The 17,289-nt window shown below is 70.0% G+C and carries 14 protein-coding genes and 2 pseudogenes; 7 read left to right on the top strand and 9 right to left on the bottom strand.

Features of this window, described 5'->3' with window-relative positions; genetic code table 11:
- Nucleotides 1-698 precede the first annotated feature (698 nt).
- Nucleotides 699-995, top strand: a complete 297-nt coding sequence (locus tag AOK00_RS33295) for a hypothetical protein (protein ID WP_159041909.1) — start codon at nt 699-701, stop codon at nt 993-995.
- A gap of 571 nt (nt 996-1,566) precedes the next feature.
- Here AOK00_RS33295 and AOK00_RS39295 read toward each other — a convergent pair.
- Nucleotides 1,567-1,890, bottom strand: coding sequence for a hypothetical protein (locus tag AOK00_RS39295; protein ID WP_159041908.1), 324 nt, complete (start codon nt 1,888-1,890; stop codon nt 1,567-1,569).
- A gap of 571 nt (nt 1,891-2,461) precedes the next feature.
- Here AOK00_RS39295 and AOK00_RS39290 point away from each other — a divergent pair.
- Nucleotides 2,462-2,620 carry a hypothetical protein gene (locus AOK00_RS39290; RefSeq protein WP_159041907.1) on the top strand — a complete coding sequence of 53 codons (159 nt, stop codon included), beginning with the start codon at nt 2,462-2,464 and terminating at the stop codon, nt 2,618-2,620.
- Nucleotides 2,621-2,776: 156 nt separating this feature from the next.
- On the opposite strand, the pseudogene tpg (AOK00_RS40935) reads toward AOK00_RS39290, so the two are convergent.
- A pseudogene (gene tpg, locus AOK00_RS40935) lies at nt 2,777-3,311 on the bottom strand (telomere-protecting terminal protein Tpg); the annotation flags it as partial.
- Nucleotides 3,312-3,542: 231 nt separating this feature from the next.
- Nucleotides 3,543-4,028: a hypothetical protein gene (locus tag AOK00_RS33285; RefSeq protein ID WP_055603876.1), complete on the bottom strand. Its 486-nt coding sequence runs from the start codon at nt 4,026-4,028 to the stop codon at nt 3,543-3,545.
- A gap of 153 nt (nt 4,029-4,181) precedes the next feature.
- Between AOK00_RS33285 and AOK00_RS33280 the strand changes: the two genes are divergently transcribed.
- The 3 genes from AOK00_RS33280 (at nt 4,182) to tpg (AOK00_RS33270) (ending at nt 9,099) form a co-directional block, all read left to right on the top strand.
- On the top strand, nt 4,182-5,033 hold the full coding sequence (locus tag AOK00_RS33280; protein ID WP_063886704.1) for a hypothetical protein: 852 nt from the start codon (nt 4,182-4,184) through the stop codon (nt 5,031-5,033).
- Complete coding sequence (locus tag AOK00_RS33275) at nt 5,030-7,723, top strand: DEAD/DEAH box helicase (RefSeq protein ID WP_079042323.1); 2,694 nt, start codon at nt 5,030-5,032, stop codon at nt 7,721-7,723. Before AOK00_RS33280 ends, AOK00_RS33275 begins: the two co-directional genes overlap by 4 nt.
- A gap of 818 nt (nt 7,724-8,541) precedes the next feature.
- Complete coding sequence (tpg, locus tag AOK00_RS33270) at nt 8,542-9,099, top strand: telomere-protecting terminal protein Tpg (protein WP_055603875.1); 558 nt, start codon at nt 8,542-8,544, stop codon at nt 9,097-9,099.
- Nucleotides 9,100-9,133: 34 nt separating this feature from the next.
- Here the strand turns inward: tpg (AOK00_RS33270) and AOK00_RS41230 are convergent, their stop codons facing one another.
- From AOK00_RS41230 to AOK00_RS33250, 4 genes are all read right to left on the bottom strand, one after another.
- Entirely contained in the window at nt 9,134-10,249 is a 1,116-nt protein-coding gene (locus AOK00_RS41230) for a hypothetical protein (protein WP_301554239.1), read from the bottom strand.
- A 13-nt stretch (nt 10,250-10,262) separates the two neighbouring features.
- Entirely contained in the window at nt 10,263-11,006 is a 744-nt protein-coding gene (locus AOK00_RS33260) for an ATP-binding protein (RefSeq protein WP_055603874.1), read from the bottom strand.
- Nucleotides 11,003-12,610, bottom strand: a complete 1,608-nt coding sequence (locus AOK00_RS33255; RefSeq protein WP_079042324.1) for a Mu transposase C-terminal domain-containing protein — start codon at nt 12,608-12,610, stop codon at nt 11,003-11,005. The genes AOK00_RS33260 and AOK00_RS33255 overlap by 4 nt, the downstream gene beginning before the upstream one ends.
- Nucleotides 12,611-12,723: 113 nt before the next feature.
- Complete coding sequence (locus tag AOK00_RS33250; RefSeq protein WP_159041905.1) at nt 12,724-13,899, bottom strand: ATP-binding protein; 1,176 nt, start codon at nt 13,897-13,899, stop codon at nt 12,724-12,726.
- Nucleotides 13,900-14,031: 132 nt separating this feature from the next.
- On the opposite strand from AOK00_RS33250, the pseudogene AOK00_RS37845 reads away from it, so the two are divergent.
- A pseudogene (locus tag AOK00_RS37845) lies at nt 14,032-14,831 on the top strand (IS5 family transposase); the annotation flags it as partial.
- A 24-nt stretch (nt 14,832-14,855) separates the two neighbouring features.
- Here the strand turns inward: AOK00_RS37845 and AOK00_RS33235 are convergent.
- Nucleotides 14,856-15,335, bottom strand: coding sequence for a hypothetical protein (locus tag AOK00_RS33235; RefSeq protein WP_055603870.1), 480 nt, complete (start codon nt 15,333-15,335; stop codon nt 14,856-14,858).
- 141 nt (nt 15,336-15,476) lie between these two features.
- On the bottom strand, nt 15,477-15,878 hold the full coding sequence (locus tag AOK00_RS33230; RefSeq protein ID WP_055603869.1) for a hypothetical protein: 402 nt from the start codon (nt 15,876-15,878) through the stop codon (nt 15,477-15,479).
- 127 nt (nt 15,879-16,005) lie between these two features.
- On the opposite strand from AOK00_RS33230, the gene AOK00_RS33225 reads away from it, so the two are divergent.
- Nucleotides 16,006-17,241: an IS701 family transposase gene (locus AOK00_RS33225; protein ID WP_079042321.1), complete on the top strand. Its 1,236-nt coding sequence runs from the start codon at nt 16,006-16,008 to the stop codon at nt 17,239-17,241.
- Nucleotides 17,242-17,289 lie beyond the last annotated feature (48 nt).

The following is a 17,289-nucleotide window of genomic DNA, read 5'->3' as shown; positions in this document are numbered from 1 at the left end:
CGGAAGGGCCCTTGAGGCGGGGGAGCGCAGCGGACCCGCCGACCCAGGGCAGAGCGAAGCGAAGCCCAGGGCCAGCGTGGCGAAGCCACGCGGCTCCGGAAGCGCAGCGGACGGAGCATCACCAAGCCCGCGCAGCGGGCTTGGTGAGCGGGACGCGCAGCGTCCCGCCAGCGCTCCCGCGGAGCGGGTACCACATCGCTGCGCGATGTGCAAGCGAACACCCGCGCTGCGCGCGGGTGTTGCGCTCCCGCTCCGCGGGAGCGCTGGCGGGACGCTGCGCGTCCCGCTCACCAAGCCCGCTGCGCGGGCTTGGTGATGCTCCGTCCGCTGCGCTTCCGGAGCCGCGTGGCTTCGCCACGCTGGCCCTGGGCTTCGCTTCGCTCTGCCCTGGGTCGGCGGGTCCGCTGCGCTCCCCCGCCTCAAGGGCCCTTCCGGCTGCGCCTCCAGGACCCGGGGCCCGCTGACGCGGGCCTGGCTGGCTAGAGGATGGGGTGGCTCGGTTGTGGATCCGGTCCGGCTGCCAGCCTGCATCATAACGGTGATCACCTGATGCAGCATGTAGCTTTAGCGGAACGGGAGCACACCCCCACTCCCAGAGGAGAAGGGGCGCAGGACGGGACTACACGCACGACAGCGGCCTTCACCGGAAAACGAAAGCGGCCTTCACCACTCGAACGCCACCCGAGCAACGCGATACCGTGGCGAAGGAGAGCAACGGCGTGCGGGAGGGCGCGTCCCTGCCGGACATGACGCTCAAGGGGATTACTGCCCTGATCGAGGGGGCGACGCTGGTCGACCCGATCGTCTACGGCGAGTGTGGCTGTGAGAACCCGGAGGAAGTGGCGGAGCCGCGGGTGTGCATCGAGCACGCCTACTTCCCCCGGCACGGCTTCTCTCCGCGATGGGGGTGGGGTTCGGAGATGACCCGGAACCGTGATCTGGCCGGGTGGGACGAGGACGGGGGGACCGGCGGCCGGTACTTCGATACGGTCTAGGGTCAGGAGGAACTGACGCTCGCGGACGTCGTACCGGCTGAGGTACGCAGGCTGACGGTGCCAGTAGGGATGCCGGAGCCGACAGACGTCGGAGACTTCCTGGTGTCGTCGGGGACCGGCTTTCAGGGCTTCTGTGAAGCGGTCGGCGTCCGCCTGTACCCGAGACCCCCGGGCCAGAGGGTCGGGAGTCCGTGGCCAAGCGGCTGGTGCAGCGCGGGGACGCTCGCGCGGCCGAGACGCGTGACCGAATCCGTGTCGAGCGGAGCCGCGCGGCCGGCGCTTCCACGGTCGTCCTGAGGGCGGTGGGGGCCAGCTCGGCCCCGGGAGCCCGAGGGTGGGCGGATGGGGTCACAGGCCTCTGTCACACGCCGTGGGCGTGTTCATCGAGGCGTACGCGGAGGGCCTGGTGGACCCGGCCACCCTCACGGCGCAGCTTGACGCACTGCACGCGAAGAAGGACGCGGGGAAGCGATAACCGCGCACACGTGGCGGCCCTCCGCTTACGGCAGGCCGCCACATTTCTGTAGTTACTGCGACTCGACCGAAGGAAACATCCCTTAATACCGAAACGCTAAAGCGACATATGCCAAGGCTGGGTCAGTCTATGGATTTCCCCAAAAATAGACTTATGGTCGGGTTCGAACTTGCGCAATTCTTCCTCAGTTTCATCCCCTTCGTCCATTCGAGAATACCTCACACGCATTCTTCGAACTCTCTCCTCCAGATAATCCAGACGGGTGATCCTTGAGGCCACAACGCCACGCTCAGCACGACTGAGAGCGGAATCCTCCGCCTCACGCAAGCCTTGTTTGGCCCGAATGATGAGTGGCAGCAGTTCATCCACTCTCGCCACAAGCATCGAAGCATTCTGCATACCGATGGGTTGTTTGCTCACGTAAGTGATCCTCGCTGGAGGTACGGCCGCAGGCGGGAGGACCAGGGGCGGTGGTTGGGGATCGAGGCTGGCGGGGGCTGCGGGCACGTCTGCGGTCTCCGCGGAAGCCTCTGCGGCGGCTTCCCACAAGGCGTGGAAACGCTCGGATTCTGTACCGGGGTCAGCTCGCGGGATCCGCTGGGCCAGCTCGATGACGAGGACCTGTACCAGCCCCCAGTCCGGAAGACGTGGCTTGGTGAAGGCGTCGTGGATGCGGCTGGAGCTCGCCACACCTGAACCGAGCGCGCGTGACAGGTCACGGACGGAGGGCCAGCCGGCGCGGCGGTGCAGGGTGTGAAGTTCCGCGCTGAGGGTCTGCCGGGGGCCGGTCGGCAGTGGCGGGGCTGTCAGCTTGGGCACGTGCTCTCCGGTGGCTGTCCGATGGCGTCCAGATCTGTCCTACCGACACGGTACAGCGTCCTAACACGTCGGTCCGCGTACTGAGTTGTGCGCAGTCGTCGGGAACCGTCAGGGGGGCTTTCCCCGGCTCGAATCTGGAGGAGTCCGATCGGAACTCACCCGGGAGAACGGAATGCCCGACACGGCTACGGCGCTCGACCTGATCGCTCAGGGACTGCTGAGCGAACTTCCCTCCGCTCTGATCACAGCGGCGGTCACCGCCCTCGCGGTCTGGGCGGTCCGCCGCTACCGCAAGGGTGGCGACGGCGGAGACGGCACGGGCCGGCTCTGAGCTCGGCGGAGCCCCGGGGCGCATCTGCCCCGGGGCTCCGCCGCGTCCGGGCCGAGGCCTCGGGGAAATCGAACGGAGTGGCTCCGATTGGAGCCACTCCGTTTCCGTCTGGCTGGTCAGGGGCGTGTGGGAGCGCCGACTACAGGTCGAACTGGGCTCGATGTCGGTCAGCTCGACGAGGAGGTCGTGGGCGCGGCGGTCACCGTCGCGGAAGTAGACCTCTCCGAGGGCGTCGGCGGTGGCCTGCTGGAGTTCGCGGTCTGTGGCGCCTTGCTCCTGGGCGTCGAGGAGGCGGGCGGCGTGCTCGGGCGGCAGGGCGAGGGTGAGGTGGCGCATGCGGGCGTCGTCGGTGGTGCCGGGTGCGGCGGTGAAGCCGAAGCGGGCGCGGACGTCGACCATGAGGCCGGCCGTGGTGGCAGCGGTTTTGCGGGCCTTGGCCCGGATCTGCGGCTGCCACCGGCGGCGGACCTCGGGCCGCCATCCGGTCCGCGAGGTCGGCCCGCGGCTTCTTGATCTGATTGCGGACGTAACGCTCGACGGTGCGCTGGGAGACACCGAGCAGCTGCGCGACCTCCTTGGTGCTGCCGTGGTGCTGCTTGACGAGGTAGCGGACCTGCGCGCCGGCGCTCTTCGGGATCGGCCGGGTGAACGCGCCCGCGAGCGCGCCGTGCAGAGCGGCGTCGAGGGTCATGTCTGGTCCTCAGGTGGGTCTGGCCTCTGGGCGCCGGGGGGCCGAGTGAAGTGGAGGCGTGGTACGGCAATCTGAGTGGCAATCAGGCCCCGCCGCGCCCGGGAGGAGACTCCGGGCGGGGCGGGGCGTCGGCAGAGCGCCCGTACAGGGGTCAGAAGGGTGCGTGCTCGCGCTCGGCGGTGGCCCGGGCGCGCGGGTCACGTGTGAATGGATGGACAGCTCTGCCGGAGGTCAGCTCGCCGCGCGCAACGGCAGGCGGCGGCCGAAGACGGTGTCGAAGGGGTGCGCGTGGCGGGTGCTGACCAGGCGGTAGGCGCCGTCGTGCCGGCGCTCGGCGTGGCCGGTGTAGTGGAGGACCTCGACCGGAGTCAGGACGCAGAGGTCCCCGAATACGTAGTACAGCGGGGTCGGCCGGTTGGCGGCGATGAACTGCAGGCCGGCGTGGATAGCCTCGTCGGAAACGGCGTACCGGCCGGAAGTACTGCTGGGCATGCAGTCCTTCGCGTCGATGGTGACGACCTCGCTGGCGCGGGCGGCGATCAGGTCAGGGAACCAGCGCAGCGCCGAGGTGGTTCGGGCCAAGGCCTGCTGAATTGCGGGTGGGTAGGTGCCTTGCCCGCAGCGTTCGACCGTCCAGCCCTTCGCCGCGAGCGCGGCCGCGACGCGCTGCTCGTGTGCGTCCCCGACCGCCTTGCGCTTCTGCCAGTGCGTCACCATGACGTCCCCTCCGACACCTTCATCTGTAGGTGATACGAGCGTTCTCCTTCTTCGTACTACGTGCTCACCGTTATGCTGCCCTTCATGGCGGCATACGCAGACCCACGTTTTCGTCCTACGCTCTGGCCGGGTACGCCGGTTCCCCTGCCGGAGATGACGCCCATGCACGGGGTCCGGGCCGAGGGCGACTGGATCGTGTGGGCTGTCCCGGACTTCGACCGGGTCGTGGAAAGGGCGTCGCTGCCGGACGACTTCTACCTGCGCGAGCTGATGGAGGTGGATCCAGCAGACCTGGCTACCGTGGCCTGCTGGATGAACCGGTACGGGGGCCTGGGCGGCAGCATCGACGCCGGCAGCTGGGACCACGACGAGTACAGCCGGCTGGAGGAGCTCGAGGAGCGGGAACATCCCCGATACGGCCCCTGGTCCCTGCACGGCGACCTCGTACGCCACCACATCAGCGAGGCTCAGGCCGCCATCGCCACGTGGCTGGCATGCCGCCGCCCCGGCGGGCTGGACGAACTCGTCGAGACGGAAGTCACCGAACAGCGCCTGGCCGACATAGCAGCCGAGAACGACCACAACGACAGCGGCTACCCCCAGACCCTTGACGAGCTGCGCTCCGTCACCCTCAGCCTGCGGCTGGCCATGCTCCAAAACGCCCTGCACTACAACCTCGCGGCCTTCAGCGTCGGCCTGGGCAGCCTCACCGACCGCAAGCCCTCCATCCTCTCCGTCGCCTTCCTCCAGCTCTACAACCACCTCGCAGAGGACGCCACCATCCGCACCTGTGCGAACGAGACCTGCGGGCGGGACTTCGTCCGCCAGCGCGGCCGCGCCGAATACGGCCAGAACCGCACCAGCGGCGTCAAGTACTGCACCCGCGAATGCGCCCGCGCCCAAGCCCAACGGGAACACCGGCGCCGCAAGGCCGCCACGGCCCGCTCGGTCCCCGCCCCCACGAAGACCGCACCGACCCCGCACGCAGAGGAGCGGCTCGGATGATCCACCTCCGCGAGCACCAGGTCACCGCGGTCGCCGCGATCCGCGCCTGGGCCGGCCGCCCCGAACGCACCCCCATTCCCACTCGCGGCGCCCGCGGCACCCTCGTCTCGGCCACCGGATCGGGCAAGACCATCACCGCCGCCTGGGCAGCCCGAGACTGCTTCCCCAACGGCCGGATCCTCGTCACCGTGCCGACTCTGGACCTGCTGGTGCAGACCGCCCAGGCGTGGCGCCTGGTGGGCCACGGCGCCCCGATGGTGGCCGTGTGCTCGCTGGAGAACGACGCGGTGCTCAACTCGCTGGGCGTGCGCACGACCACGAACCCGATCCAGCTCGCTCTGTGGGCCGGGTCCGGGCCGGTGGTCGTGTTCGCCACGTACGCCTCTCTCGTGGACCGTGAGGACGTCGACGCTCCCGGCCAGCGGAAGGTTCGCGGGCCGTTGGAGGCTGCTCTGGCGGGCGGGGAGCGGCTCTATGGCCAGCGCATGGACGGCTTCGACCTCGCCATCGTGGATGAGGCCCACGGAACCGCTGGTGACCTTGGTCGGCCGTGGGCGGCGATCCACGACAACGCCCGGATCCCGGCGGCCTTCCGGCTCTACCTCACCGCGACCCCGCGCATCCTCGCCGCACCCCGGCCGCAGAAGGGCGCGGACGGTCAGGAGGTGGAGCTCGCGACCATGGTCGACGACCCGAACGGGACCTATGGCGCGTGGATCGCAGAACTCGGGCTCTCGGAGGCGATCGAGCGGGAGATCCTCGCCGGGTTCGAGATCGACGTGCTGGAGATCCGCGACCCCTCCCCCGTTCTCGGGGAGACCGAGGAAGCGCGGCGCGGCCGGCGCCTGGCGCTGCTGCAGACCGCGCTCCTGGAGCACGCCGCCGCGTACAATCTGCGTACGGTCATGACCTTCCACCAGAAGGTGGAGGAAGCCGCCGCGTTCGCGGCCAAGCTCCCCGAGACCGCCGCCGAGCTGTACGCCAACGACGCCACGGACGCCGATCTGACGGCCGCGGAGAAGCTGCCGAAGTCCTCGATCGACGCCGGGTTCTACGAGCTCGAGGCCGGCCGCCACGTCCCGCCCGACCGGGTCTGGTCGGCGTGGCTGTGCGGCGACCACCTCGTCTCCGAGCGCCGCGAGGTACTGCGGCAGTTCGCCAACGGCATCGACGCCAACAACCGCCGGGTGCACCGCGCCTTCCTCGCCAGCGTTCGCGTTCTCGGGGAAGGCGTCGACATCACCGGCGAACGGGGAGTCGACTCGATCTGCTTCGCCGACACCCGCGGCTCCCAGGTCGAGATCGTCCAGAACATCGGCCGGGCGCTCCGCCTCAACAAGGACGGCTCCACCAAGGTGGCCAGGATCATTGTGCCGGTGTTCCTGGAGCCCGGTGAGGACCCGACCGACATGGTCGCCAGCGCCTCGTTCCGCCCCCTTGTAGCGGTGCTCCAGGGCCTGCGCTCGCATGATGAGCGCCTGGTCGAGCAGCTCGCTTCCCGCGCGCTCACGAGCGGGAAGCGCAAGGTGCACGTCCGGCGTGACGAGGACGGCCGAATCGTCGGGGCCGGTGGGGAGGGCGACGGCGAGGACCAGGAGCAGGACGACACGCAGGCCGCGGCCGAAGCGGCGCTGCTGCACTTCTCCAGCCCGCGCGACGCGGCGACGATCGCGGCCTTCCTCCGTACGCGGGTGTACCGGCCCGAGTCCCTGGTCTGGCTTCAGGGCTACCAGGCCCTGCTGCGCTGGCGGAAGGAGAACGAGATCACCAGCCTCTACGCCGTGCCCTACGACATCGAGGTCGAAGTCGGCGTCACCAAGGACTTCCCGCTGGGCCGATGGGTGCATCAGCAGCGCAAGGCGCTGCGGGCCGGGGAGCTGGAGGAACGGCGCAAGCTGCTGCTGGACGCGCCGGAAGCCGGGATGGTGTGGGAGCCGGGCGAGGAAGCCTGGGAGAACAAGCTCGCCGCGCTCCGCTCCTACCGGCGGGCCACCGGGCACCTCGCACCCCGGCAGGACGCCATGTGGGGCGAGAGCGAGACAATGGTGCCCATCGGCCAACACATGGCGAACCTGCGCCGCAAAGGCGGCCTCGGGAAGGACCCGGAGCGGGCCGCCGCACGCGCGCAACAGCTCGCCGCGATCGATGAGGACTGGAACTGCCCCTGGTCCTTGGACTGGCAACGCCATCACCGCATCCTCGCCGACCTGGTCGACGCCGACGGCAGCTTGCCGGCCATCGCCCCCGGGGTGCTCTTCGACGGCGACGACATCGGCAAGTGGCTGAAGCGGCAGAAGAACCCGGGCACCTGGGCCCAGCTGTCGACGGAACAGCAGCAGCGGCTGGCGAAGCTGGGCGTGCAGCCCGACCAGACCCCGACCCCCGCCCCGGCGGCCACGCGGGCGACGAAGGCCCCGAGCAAGGCGCAGCAGGCGTTCCAGCGGGGCCTCGCGGCCCTCACGCAGTGGGTGGAGCGGGAAGGCGACCGGCCGGTGCCAAGGGGTCACAGCGAGCAGATCGCGGTCGACGGCGAGACGGAGCCGGCGATCGTGAAGTTGGGCGTATGGATTTCGAACACGAAATCCAGGAGGGACCGGCTGGACGCTGAGCAGCTCGCCCTACTCGCGGAGTTGGGCATGGACTGGGCGAGGCCGCTGGCGATCCCCCAGGCCTCCCCCGACACCCTCTGATCGCCGTCTTACGCCGTGACCGGACCCCGGGCCTCTTGAGGGCCCGGGTCCGGTGCGTGGCCATGGTTCGGCCGATGTTCTGGCGAGTCAGAGGTGCAACGCGGACTCTGCTGCACTCCCGGTGTTGGACGCTGTGGGGCCCCCGCGCCTGTGGGGAACAGACTTCACTGCGAAGCGAAGGGTGCTGGACCAAGCCCTGCGACGCCGACTTCAGTGTGGCCGCTTGTCGCCATGAACTCGCTCTCACACCCATCGGGCAGACGGAGCACTCCCGGGTCCGCGTCGAAGAGGTCAACGCGGCTTCCCGGATCTGCCAGTGTGATGCTGCCGGCCCAGGTGCTGTCCCGGTCAGACTCTCGGTTGTCGCTCCGGCGCGGGTCGTAGCGCAGAACGAGGGACGCGGTGACCGCGACTTCGCGACCGTCAGGCATAACCACGACGGCAGGGCCCGCATAGCGCTGACGGCCATCGCCCGGGTGGGAGGGCCCACGAGAATTCATGCCGGGAGGCTAGCGCGCAGCACGTGGACCTCCTAACCCCCGGGATTCAGAGGTCGGGCAGCTGGGTTCGGCCGTCAGCTCTTCCCTTCGTCGACGACGGCGAGGCGGTGGCGCTGTCCGCGTACGGATCGATAGCACCGGGGCGCTGGCGACGTGCGTCGTGACCCGCGCCGCCGGCTTGTCGCCGCTCGTAGCCTGCGTCAGCCAGCGCTGTCTGGAGAATGCAGAAGCCGGTAGGCAGAGGCAGACGATGTGGGAGAACTGACGCGACGGACTGCAGCTGCCGGCCCTGCCGGCTGGCCGCTTCGAGAGGCGGACATGGGACAGATCGAGCAGGGTTTGGAGCGCGCGTTGCGCACCCGGCCCGTTCCCTTAGGCACCGAGGCCCGCCTGCGTTTCCTGCTGGCAGCGCATCGGGGCTCCACCCTGAGGGTGGCCGCCGTGCTGGGGGTGTCACAGCGCACCGTGCAGCGGTGGGTGACGAAGAAGCCGGGAGCGCGTCGTCCCCCGGGTCCGCTGCAGGTCCAGGCGATCGAGGAAGCGGTCCTGGCCCGGTGGCAGCCCCGGATACGGGCCCGTCGGCGCGCCCGGGCCGAGACGGAGGGCTTCGTCTTCCATACCAGGGCGCGATTCGGGTTCGCGGCTCCTGCGGGGTCCTCGGACGATCCGCGGGTTCGGTGGATCACGCAGGATCTGCCGGGAGAGGTGGCCCGGGAGCTGTTCGCCGCCCGGGATGCCGGCGCATGCGAGCAGCAGCAGACGGTGATCTTGGCCCGCGCGCTGGGGCACGCCTACTTCCGCGACGGGGGCGGCCGCGCCCATGGTCTGAACATCGCTTTCAGCGACGTCGAGTTCGCCGACTTCTCGCTCGGCTGAGCCTGGCTCGTCGCGCGTAACCACGTCCGGGTGTTCAGTGTCGCGAGGACCTGACGCGACTGGCTGGCACAGCTTCGTACCTCTCGGCTTCCTGCCGCTCGCGCCAGTCCCACTCCACACGGCCGACCGGGCCTTTGCGGCGAGCCACGGGCGGCTGAGGCGGGCGCAGCTTGGCCGTCTCCGCCACGCGCAGCAGGTGTCCGCGGTCACCTGGCGCGGCGAGCATTTCCTGGTCCTCGCCGGAGACGAGCCGGGTGAAACAGGCCGCCGCTCGCAGGAAGACGCCGGCCCAGGGCGGTACGGGGTGGGCGGCGCAGCCGTCGGTGTAACGGGCGCGGTCGTGGAGGGCGAGCGTGGCCGCGGCCGTGTCGTAGTCGCGGGGGCGTGCGGTGGCGAGTTGCTGGAGGGATGCGCCGGTGAACAGCGCGGCGGCGACGGCCGCGGCCAGGCGCGGAGGTGCGGTCGCCGCGTGCAGCCGGCGGGCGACTCGCTGGGCGGTGTGCGCGGTGAGGGGCACGGGCGGTGGGCGGTGCCGCCAGATGATCGGGGGTGGCGTGCACAGATCGGCGCAGGGGCGGGGGCTGTCGTAGGAGATGAGGCGTTCCAGTGCGGGCAGGGTGAGCCACGGACCGGTCGTCGGCCCGGCGGGCTCGTCTGCGAGTGGGGATTCGGTGAGCGGTGTGCCGTAGTAGTGGCGGCGGGCTGCGTCGAGGTCGGTGGTGAGGGAGTAGTCGGCCGTCCGCAGGGCCTTGTGCAGGGCGGTGGGAAGGTGGGGGCGGTGGCAGACCAGGGTCAGGTGGATGCCGGTGAGGGCACGCAGCTCCAGGAGGCGAATTGTGCGGCGGGTGGTGAGGCGGTGGGCGCGCAGGACGGTCAGCCGGGTGACGGGCAGGGCGGTCATCCAGGCGGCGGCGGCTTCCCAGGCGGGCTGACGCCCGGCGGGGAAGCGCCCGGTGAGCAGGGGCGGTTTGCCCAGGGCGGCGAGAAGGTCGTGGGCGAGGCCGGTCTCGCTGGTGGTGCCCGGACCGGGGTGCAGAGTGATCCGGCCGGACGGGGGATGGTGGGCGGCCAGAGCGGTGTGCGTGTGGATCACGTGGTCATCGCGGTCGATGACCACAATGACGGACGGCGGGCGCGCGGCGAGAAACATGGCGGTGCGGTGGTCAGCCAAGGCGGCTGAAGGCCCAGCGCAGCAGTTCCTGATCCACACGTGGACGGCCGGTGCGGGCCAGGGCGGTGCGGGTGTGCGCGGTCAGCTGGGCCCAGGCGCGGAAGGTGCCGTGGGCTGCGTGGCTGTCGGCGAAGGTGATGTCGTCGGGATCGGCATCCGCCCAGATCGGGTGGAACAGCGGGATGACGTCAAGGACCTCGTCGGGGGTGAGGCGGGTGAAGTGCTGCCAGATGAAGATGCGGGAAGAGAGCATCGGTTCGCGGCGCAGCACGGTGTGGCAGCCCTCACCGCCGACGAAGATGATCGCCAGCTGGGTGGAGGGCTCGTCCCACAGATAGCGGAAGTACTCGAACGCCTCCCCGTTGAGCCACTGCGCCTCGTCGACGAGGAAGGTACGGGGGCGCTCGGCCAGGGCCGTCTTCAGAAGACGGTCGAATTCGCTGGGATGGCGCGGCGGCTCGCCAGCCAGGTCGAGCGCGGTGAACAACTCGTAGCGCACCGCTCGAGCGGTGGGACGAGCCCGGAAGGTGATCTTGCGGACGTCCTCGCCGGGTTCGAGTTCACGCAAGCAGGTGTTGACGGCGAGCGTCTTGCCGAAGCCGGCGCCGCCATGGATACACATCATCGCGCGGGCGGCGACCGTATCGCCGATGTTCTCCCGCGCGGTGAGCAGGGCTCGGGTGGTGACCACGGAGGCGTCGGGCAGGTCGACGTACTGATAGGTCGCCGCAGTCACGAGGGGTCTCCGTCTTCGTCCGGGGTGGAAGGTGCGCCCCGCCCGGCCGGGCCGTCCGGGACTACAGAAGCGGAGTCACGGCTGGACGGGAGCGGGGCGGGCCGGCCCGCCGTGGTCAGCGCAGCCAGGGAAGCAGGGGTGCGCCAGTCGGCCGGGGGTGCGGCAGGCGGGATGACGTACGGCAGCGCAAGCTGCGACAGGCTGGTGCCGGCACTCCGGGCGAGTTCGGCGTCGGCCTGTGCACCGGTCAGTGCGCCGAGCCGTCGAGGGGGCTCGGCATGGGTGGCGGTGGCGTAGCGCTCGCGCTGGGAAGCTTCGAGGTCTTTCTTCAGGCGGCGGCTGCGGGCGGCCCCTGCCCGCCGTACAGCGCTGACCTGTTCCTCGGTGGCCTGGTCGGCCAGGTCGGCGGGCCCGAGGTAGCGGCCGGTGGCCGCGTGATAGACCTCGATGCAGTGGTCGTGGTGGGGCATGAAGCGGATCCGGACCTGGATCCCGGACTGACCGGTCATCCACGGCCCCACATAGTCACGTTTCCTGAAGCGGATACCGCGGGTCGTCAGCATGCGGGTGCCGGCGTCCTCCAGGGTGAACGTCCACAGATCCGCCGCGGCCACATCTCGTAACGGGGTGGGATCGTCCTGCCACGCCTCAACCGGGGTCCTGCCCCGCAACGGCGCGGGCTGGTGTTCGGTGTTCCACCACCGTGTCCAGGCGAGCAGCCGGGCTGTGAAGTCCTCGAAGCCGAGCAGCACCTCGTCCTTCGGCCGGGAAGGGCGTTTGCCGGGGCGCGGCTGGCGGGCATAGCCGGGCAGCGCGGCTAGGAACATGCTCTCCACCGCCCGGTTCAGACCCTCCACAGTGCCCTTGAGGTGCGGGGTGTAGGCGGGCAGGTCCTCCACCGTCACGTCCAGCAGATCGAAGGCGGCGGTCACCGTCCGGGACAGGAAGTCCTTGCCGCGGTCCACCCGTACCTTCTCCAGCAGGCCGCCGAACGGGCCGTAGGGGTCCTCGCGCAGGACCGCGGAGCGCAGCGCCGCCAGCACCGACTCCCGGGAGGGGTGTATCGGGGTGACGGCGACGCCGGTGATCGCGTTGGTGGCGCAGTCGGTGAACCAGGTGATCCACGGTCTGCGGGCGGTGCCGTCGACATCGATGAGCACGGGGGCCTGCATGTGGTCGGTCTCCCACACGTGGTTGCGCCAGCCGCGTGGCCGGGCCAGGAACACATCATGCTTACGGGCCTCACGTTCACCACCGGCAAGCCCGGCCCGCTCCCCCGGCGTCAGATCCCGCTGGATCGCCCGGTGCAGCGTCGGGATCGAGGGAGGCGGAGCCCCCTCGCCCCTGGCCGCGCGAGCGGTCAGCTCACGATGCACCGCCGCGACGTTGCCCTTCCACAAGGCCAGCAGGCGGCGCACTTCGGGGGTGGCGGAGAAGCGGTCTTTGCTCTGGGCTCGCGCCCCGGGCTCCGCGGACTCGTCACGCTCGGCAGCGGCCAGCCACCGCCACACCGTGCGCTCGGTCACTTCCAACGACTGAGCCATCAGCCGCACATGCCGGGTCGTCAGTTTCTGTTCCTGTCGCAGGGCGAGCAGCCGGCGCACGGCAGGGCCGCGCAGCGCCGACAGAGAGGAGGAAGGCAGGCCTCCCCGCACGCCCGGGCCCTCCCCGTGCGCGCCGGAGCGGGAAGCGTCCTCTCCCGGCCCGGCGCCGCCGGTCACAGCGGTCCCATGAGCCGCGCGCAGGCACGCTCCAGCATCCGGCGGTCTACCACCGCCCGGCTCTTACCGTAGGTCTCGGCGGTCAGGTGCGAGGTCAGCTTCGCCCAGGTCCGGAAGTTGCCGTGCCCCACATGCTCGTCCACCCACGCGACATCGTCCGCGGTCACGTCCTCCCACAGCGGGTGGAAGGCAGCCATCACGGTGGCCACCTCCCGCTGGCTGAGGCGCGGCACCAGCTCCCAGGTCAGCACCCGAGAGGCCAGCGCAGGTACCCGGCGCAGCGCCCGTTCGCTGCCCGCACCCGCCAGCACAAGTGCCGTATCCGTGTCCGGGTGGTCCCACAACCCGCGCAGAAACTCCAGCGCCGCCCCCGGAAGGCGCTGTGCCTCGTCCAGGACCAGCACGCGGGGCTGCCGCAGCGCGTTCACCAGCATCAGGTCGGCCTCCCCCGCCCCGCGCGGCAGACGCCTGCCCAGCTCCAGGGCATCCGCGAGCACCCGACGCAGTTCGGGAACCGTCGGATGCACACCGACATGGACCCGACGGACCCGGGCGGGGTGCGGCAGCTGGGAAAGGGCATACTGCAGCCCGACGGTCTTGCCCTGACCGGCGTCGCCGTACAAGCACACCACCGCCCCCACCGCAGCCGCGTGCGCGACCGTCCGCAACACCGACCGCACGGCAGGCGTGTGCACCACCTGCGCACCCGGGACCAGGACCGGGACCTGCGCCAGATGCTTCTGCTCCCGCAGGAAGACCTGCCCGCCGGTACCTTCGCCGGCCACGACGTTCAAGCCCAGCTCGCTGAGCGGATCCGGCCTGCTCGGCCCGGCCACCACGGGCTCCCGCCCGGTCAGCAAAGCCCGCCCCGCCCGTCGGTCCCTGCGGATCACCCGGTGCAGCGTCGACGCCGACGGCACCGCAGCCCCGCCAGCCGCGGACAGCCGGCGCCTCAGCTCAGCAACGTTCCCTCCCACCTCGCCCAGCAGCGCCCACACCTCGTCCGACACCGCATACCCCTGCCGGATCCCGGGTTCCGTCTGCCCAGTCGTCTTGGCCTGCTCCAGCCAGCGCCACACCGTACGCTCCGAGACACCCACCGTCTCAGCGACCGCACGCACATGCCGCGTGGCCAGCTCCCCCGCCTGCTGCCGCTCCAGCAGACGACGCACCACCAACCCCCGGGGCAGCACAGGCCCACGACCGGCCCTTACCTCTTGATCCACCCCACGATCACACCGGCCCGGCCCACCTCACCGCATAAGACGTCGTTCCTTATGGCGTGATCGTTCGTTGATCCGTGCATGACGGATCTCATCGAGCGGTTGGTGCCGGACGAGTTGTGGGTGTTGTTCCGGCGGGTGGTGCCGCCGGCGGTGGTGATACGTCCGCAGGGCGGTGGCCGACGGCGTGCGGGTGACCGGGAGGCCCTGGCGGCGATCATCTTCGTGGCGACCTCGGGCTGCACATGGCGGCAGCTGCCGCCGGTGTTCGGCCCCGCCTGGCCCACGGTCTACCGCCGGTTCGCCCAGTGGAGCCGGGACCGGGTCTGGGCGAAGCTCTACCGCGTGATCCTCGACGAACTCGGAGCGCGGGGCGAGCTGGACTGGTCGCGGTGCGCGATCGACTCGGTCAGTCTGCGGGCTGCAAAAGGGGGCCACTGACGGGACCGAATCCGACCGACCGTGGCAAGCTGGGATCGAAGATCCACCTGATCTGTGACCGGAACGGGCTTCCGCTGTCCCTGGGCATCTCCGGCGCGAACATGCACGACAGCCAGGGCCTGGAGCCGCTTGTGTGTGGCATCCCGCCCATCCGGTCCCGCCGCGGGCCCCGGCGTCGGCGCCCGTCGAAACTGCACGCAGATAAGGGCTACGACTACGACCACCTGCGGCGATGGCTGCGTGAGCGGGGCATCCGCCACCGCATCGCCCGTAGGGGCGTCGAGTCCTCGCAGCGGCTGGGCCGGCATCGGTGGGTGGTGGAGAGAACCGTGTCCTGGCTGGCGGGCTGCCGTCGCCTCCACCGCCGCTACGAACGCAAGGCCGAACACTTCCTCGCGTTCGTCGGCATCGCCGCAACCCTCATCGGCCACCGCCGACTCGCCCGCCTGGATGTGCAAGGGCATTCAGTGTGAGGCTCCAACACTGCTGGTCCAGACACGCAAGGGCGTGATCTCAGGCTCTGTCATGGCCTGCTCCAAGCGGCTCTCCGCTTCCTCCAGGTCCGACCAGGCGACGACGCCGGGCATGCTGTCGGCCAGAAACCCCTCGACGACCGGACCAAGATGGTCGGAAACCACGTAGGTGCTGTTGAACGGCAACTCCTCCCGAGGGATGGAGCCGGTCGAGCACCGCAGCTGCCCGGCCTGCCTGTCGTGCCACACATAGAACGTCGCTACTCCGGAAAAGCCCAGCTCGCGAACGCGTTCCCGAATGCCGGCGGCAGTCTGCTCGAAGGCAGCGATCACCTCGGCAGCGGACAACGACTGCCGGTCCTCGTCCTCTGCCCCCAGTGACCAGGTGTTGGTCTCCCACTCCGTCCGCCGGTCACCCGGCTCCAATGCCAACGGCTCTTCGGCCACCTCAGCGATCCACGTCAACAGCACTGAAGCAGTATCCCCGCATGGAGTGACCCAAGAACCACCATAAGAAACGACGTCTAATACTCCAGCTGTAGATCGTGATCTTGATCGCGGTGCGGCCGCCGCGCGTTGAGCGGCCTCATGCTGGGATGGGCGTCTCGCGGGTCATTTGCTCGGGCCGGCGATGACGATGTCGATGGCGTTGGCATCTGGCCCCGGCGTGTTCACGGCGACGCGTACTTTGAACTGGCCGCGGTCGCCCACTCGGTGCACGAAGCGGGTCTGCTGCTCGACATCGCCGACTGCGATGCGCCCGTCGGGCAGCAGGAGGGGGCCGTCGAAGACGGTGGTGAACTCCGGGTTCGGGTGTTGGGCCTGCGGGTCATCAGGCGGTGTGAAGAGACGCACCTTGATCAGCCCTCTCTGGGGTCGAACCCGGACGGCCACGTGAGTGTCGCAACTGACTGCGGGGGCGGCGTCCAGAGCGAGGGAGAGGGGCACCCAGCCGGTTGCCCCGAGGTGCAGAACGGGGTGATTGACGTAGATGTCGACGCCGGCGATCTGCATGGTGTTCCTCCTGCCCGGTATGGCTGCGGCCACCGTTGATCATCGGCGTGTGAAGACAAACGATCATGCGGTGGCCGCAGGTCACAGCGTAGACCCTGCCCGCTGGCAGGCAGCGTTCGAGGAGCTGATGGGGCGCATAGCCGGACGGTTCGCGCGGGTGGAGGCCCGGCGCCGGGCGGGACGGCTGGTGCTCGGGCTGCTGTCGGACCTGCCACGCAAGAACTGCTGGACGATCGCCGAGTGGGCCGGGGAAGCGACACCACACGGCATGCAGCATCTGCTGTGCCGAGCCTCCTGGGACGCCGACGCGGTTCGGGACGACGTACGCGACTACGTCGTGGAGCAGCTGCACGATGAGCGGGCAGTCCTCGTCGTCGACGAGACCGGCGACCTGAAGAAGGGCACCCACACGGTCGGGGTACAGCGTCAATACACCGGCACCGCGGGCCGGATCGAGAACTCTCAGGTCGCTGTCTACCTCGTCTACGCGGGAGCGCGCGGACACGCGGCGGTGGACCGTGAGCTCTACATCCCGCGTTCGTGGACATGCGAGCCGGACCGCTGCCGGGCCGCCGGCCTCCCCGAGGACACCGCCTTTGCAACCAAGCCGGAGCTGGCCGGCCGTATGATCGGCCGGTTCCTCGACGCCGGACACCGCGTGGACTGGGTCACGGGCGACGAGGTCTACGGCGGCAACCCGCGTCTGCGGACCGCACTGGAAGAACGTGGGGTCGGCTTCGTGTTGGCCGTCGCCTCCTCGGCGATCGTCATCACCGGTGCGGGCAAGTTCCGGGCCGACGCGCTGGCCTCGAAGGTGCCCAAGCGGGCCTGGCAGAAGCTGTCGGCCGGGGCCGGCGCCAAAGGGCACCGCTTCTACGACTGGGCAGTCATCGACTTGGCCGACTCCGGACCGAACCACCACCAACTGCTAATCCGCCGCAACCGCACCACCGGCCAACGGGCCTACTACCGTTGCTCCTCACCTACTCCGGCACCCCTTGCCACGCTGGTCCGCGTCGCCGGGTCGAGGTGGCGAGTTGAGGAGACGTTCCAGTCGGGAAAGGGCCTTGCGGGACTGGACGAGCACCAGGTCCGCCGCTTCACCTCCTGGTCGCGCTGGGTCACCCTGGGCATGCTCGCGCACGCCTTCCTGGCGGTCACCCGTGCCACAGAACATGCCCGCCATCCCGCTCCGGACGGGTTGATCCCGCTCACCTGCAACGAGATCCATCGGCTGTTCACGGCGCTCGTTGGACCTGTGCCCGATGCGGTCCACCGGCTGCGCTGGTCCCTCTGGCGGCGCCGCCACCAGGCCCGATCCAGAACCAGCCATTACCACCGGCAAGCCGCCGATCAGACATGAAGATCACGATCTACAGCTGGAGTACTAAGGCGTCATCTCATGTGGTGG

Origin of the sequence: Streptomyces aureus (genome assembly GCF_001418135.1) — a bacterium.
Classification (GTDB): domain Bacteria; phylum Actinomycetota; class Actinomycetes; order Streptomycetales; family Streptomycetaceae; genus Streptomyces; species Streptomyces aureus_A.
Note: the sequence above shows the minus strand (reverse complement) of the source record. Positions and strands in the feature narration are given on the sequence as shown.

Coding starts and splice junctions, on each gene's coding strand:
- AOK00_RS33280 (WP_063886704.1), top strand. CDS start 4,182: ATGACGCCCATGCACGGGGTCCGGGCCGAGGGCGACTGGATCGTGTGG.
- AOK00_RS33285 (WP_055603876.1), bottom strand. CDS start 4,028: ATGGTGACGCACTGGCAGAAGCGCAAGGCGGTCGGGGACGCACACGAG.
- AOK00_RS33225 (WP_079042321.1), top strand. CDS start 16,006: ATGGGGCGCATAGCCGGACGGTTCGCGCGGGTGGAGGCCCGGCGCCGG.
- tpg (WP_055603875.1), top strand. CDS start 8,542: ATGGGACAGATCGAGCAGGGTTTGGAGCGCGCGTTGCGCACCCGGCCC.
- AOK00_RS33275 (WP_079042323.1), top strand. CDS start 5,030: ATGATCCACCTCCGCGAGCACCAGGTCACCGCGGTCGCCGCGATCCGC.
- AOK00_RS39290 (WP_159041907.1), top strand. CDS start 2,462: ATGCCCGACACGGCTACGGCGCTCGACCTGATCGCTCAGGGACTGCTG.
- AOK00_RS33230 (WP_055603869.1), bottom strand. CDS start 15,878: ATGCAGATCGCCGGCGTCGACATCTACGTCAATCACCCCGTTCTGCAC.
- AOK00_RS41230 (WP_301554239.1), bottom strand. CDS start 10,249: ATGTTTCTCGCCGCGCGCCCGCCGTCCGTCATTGTGGTCATCGACCGC.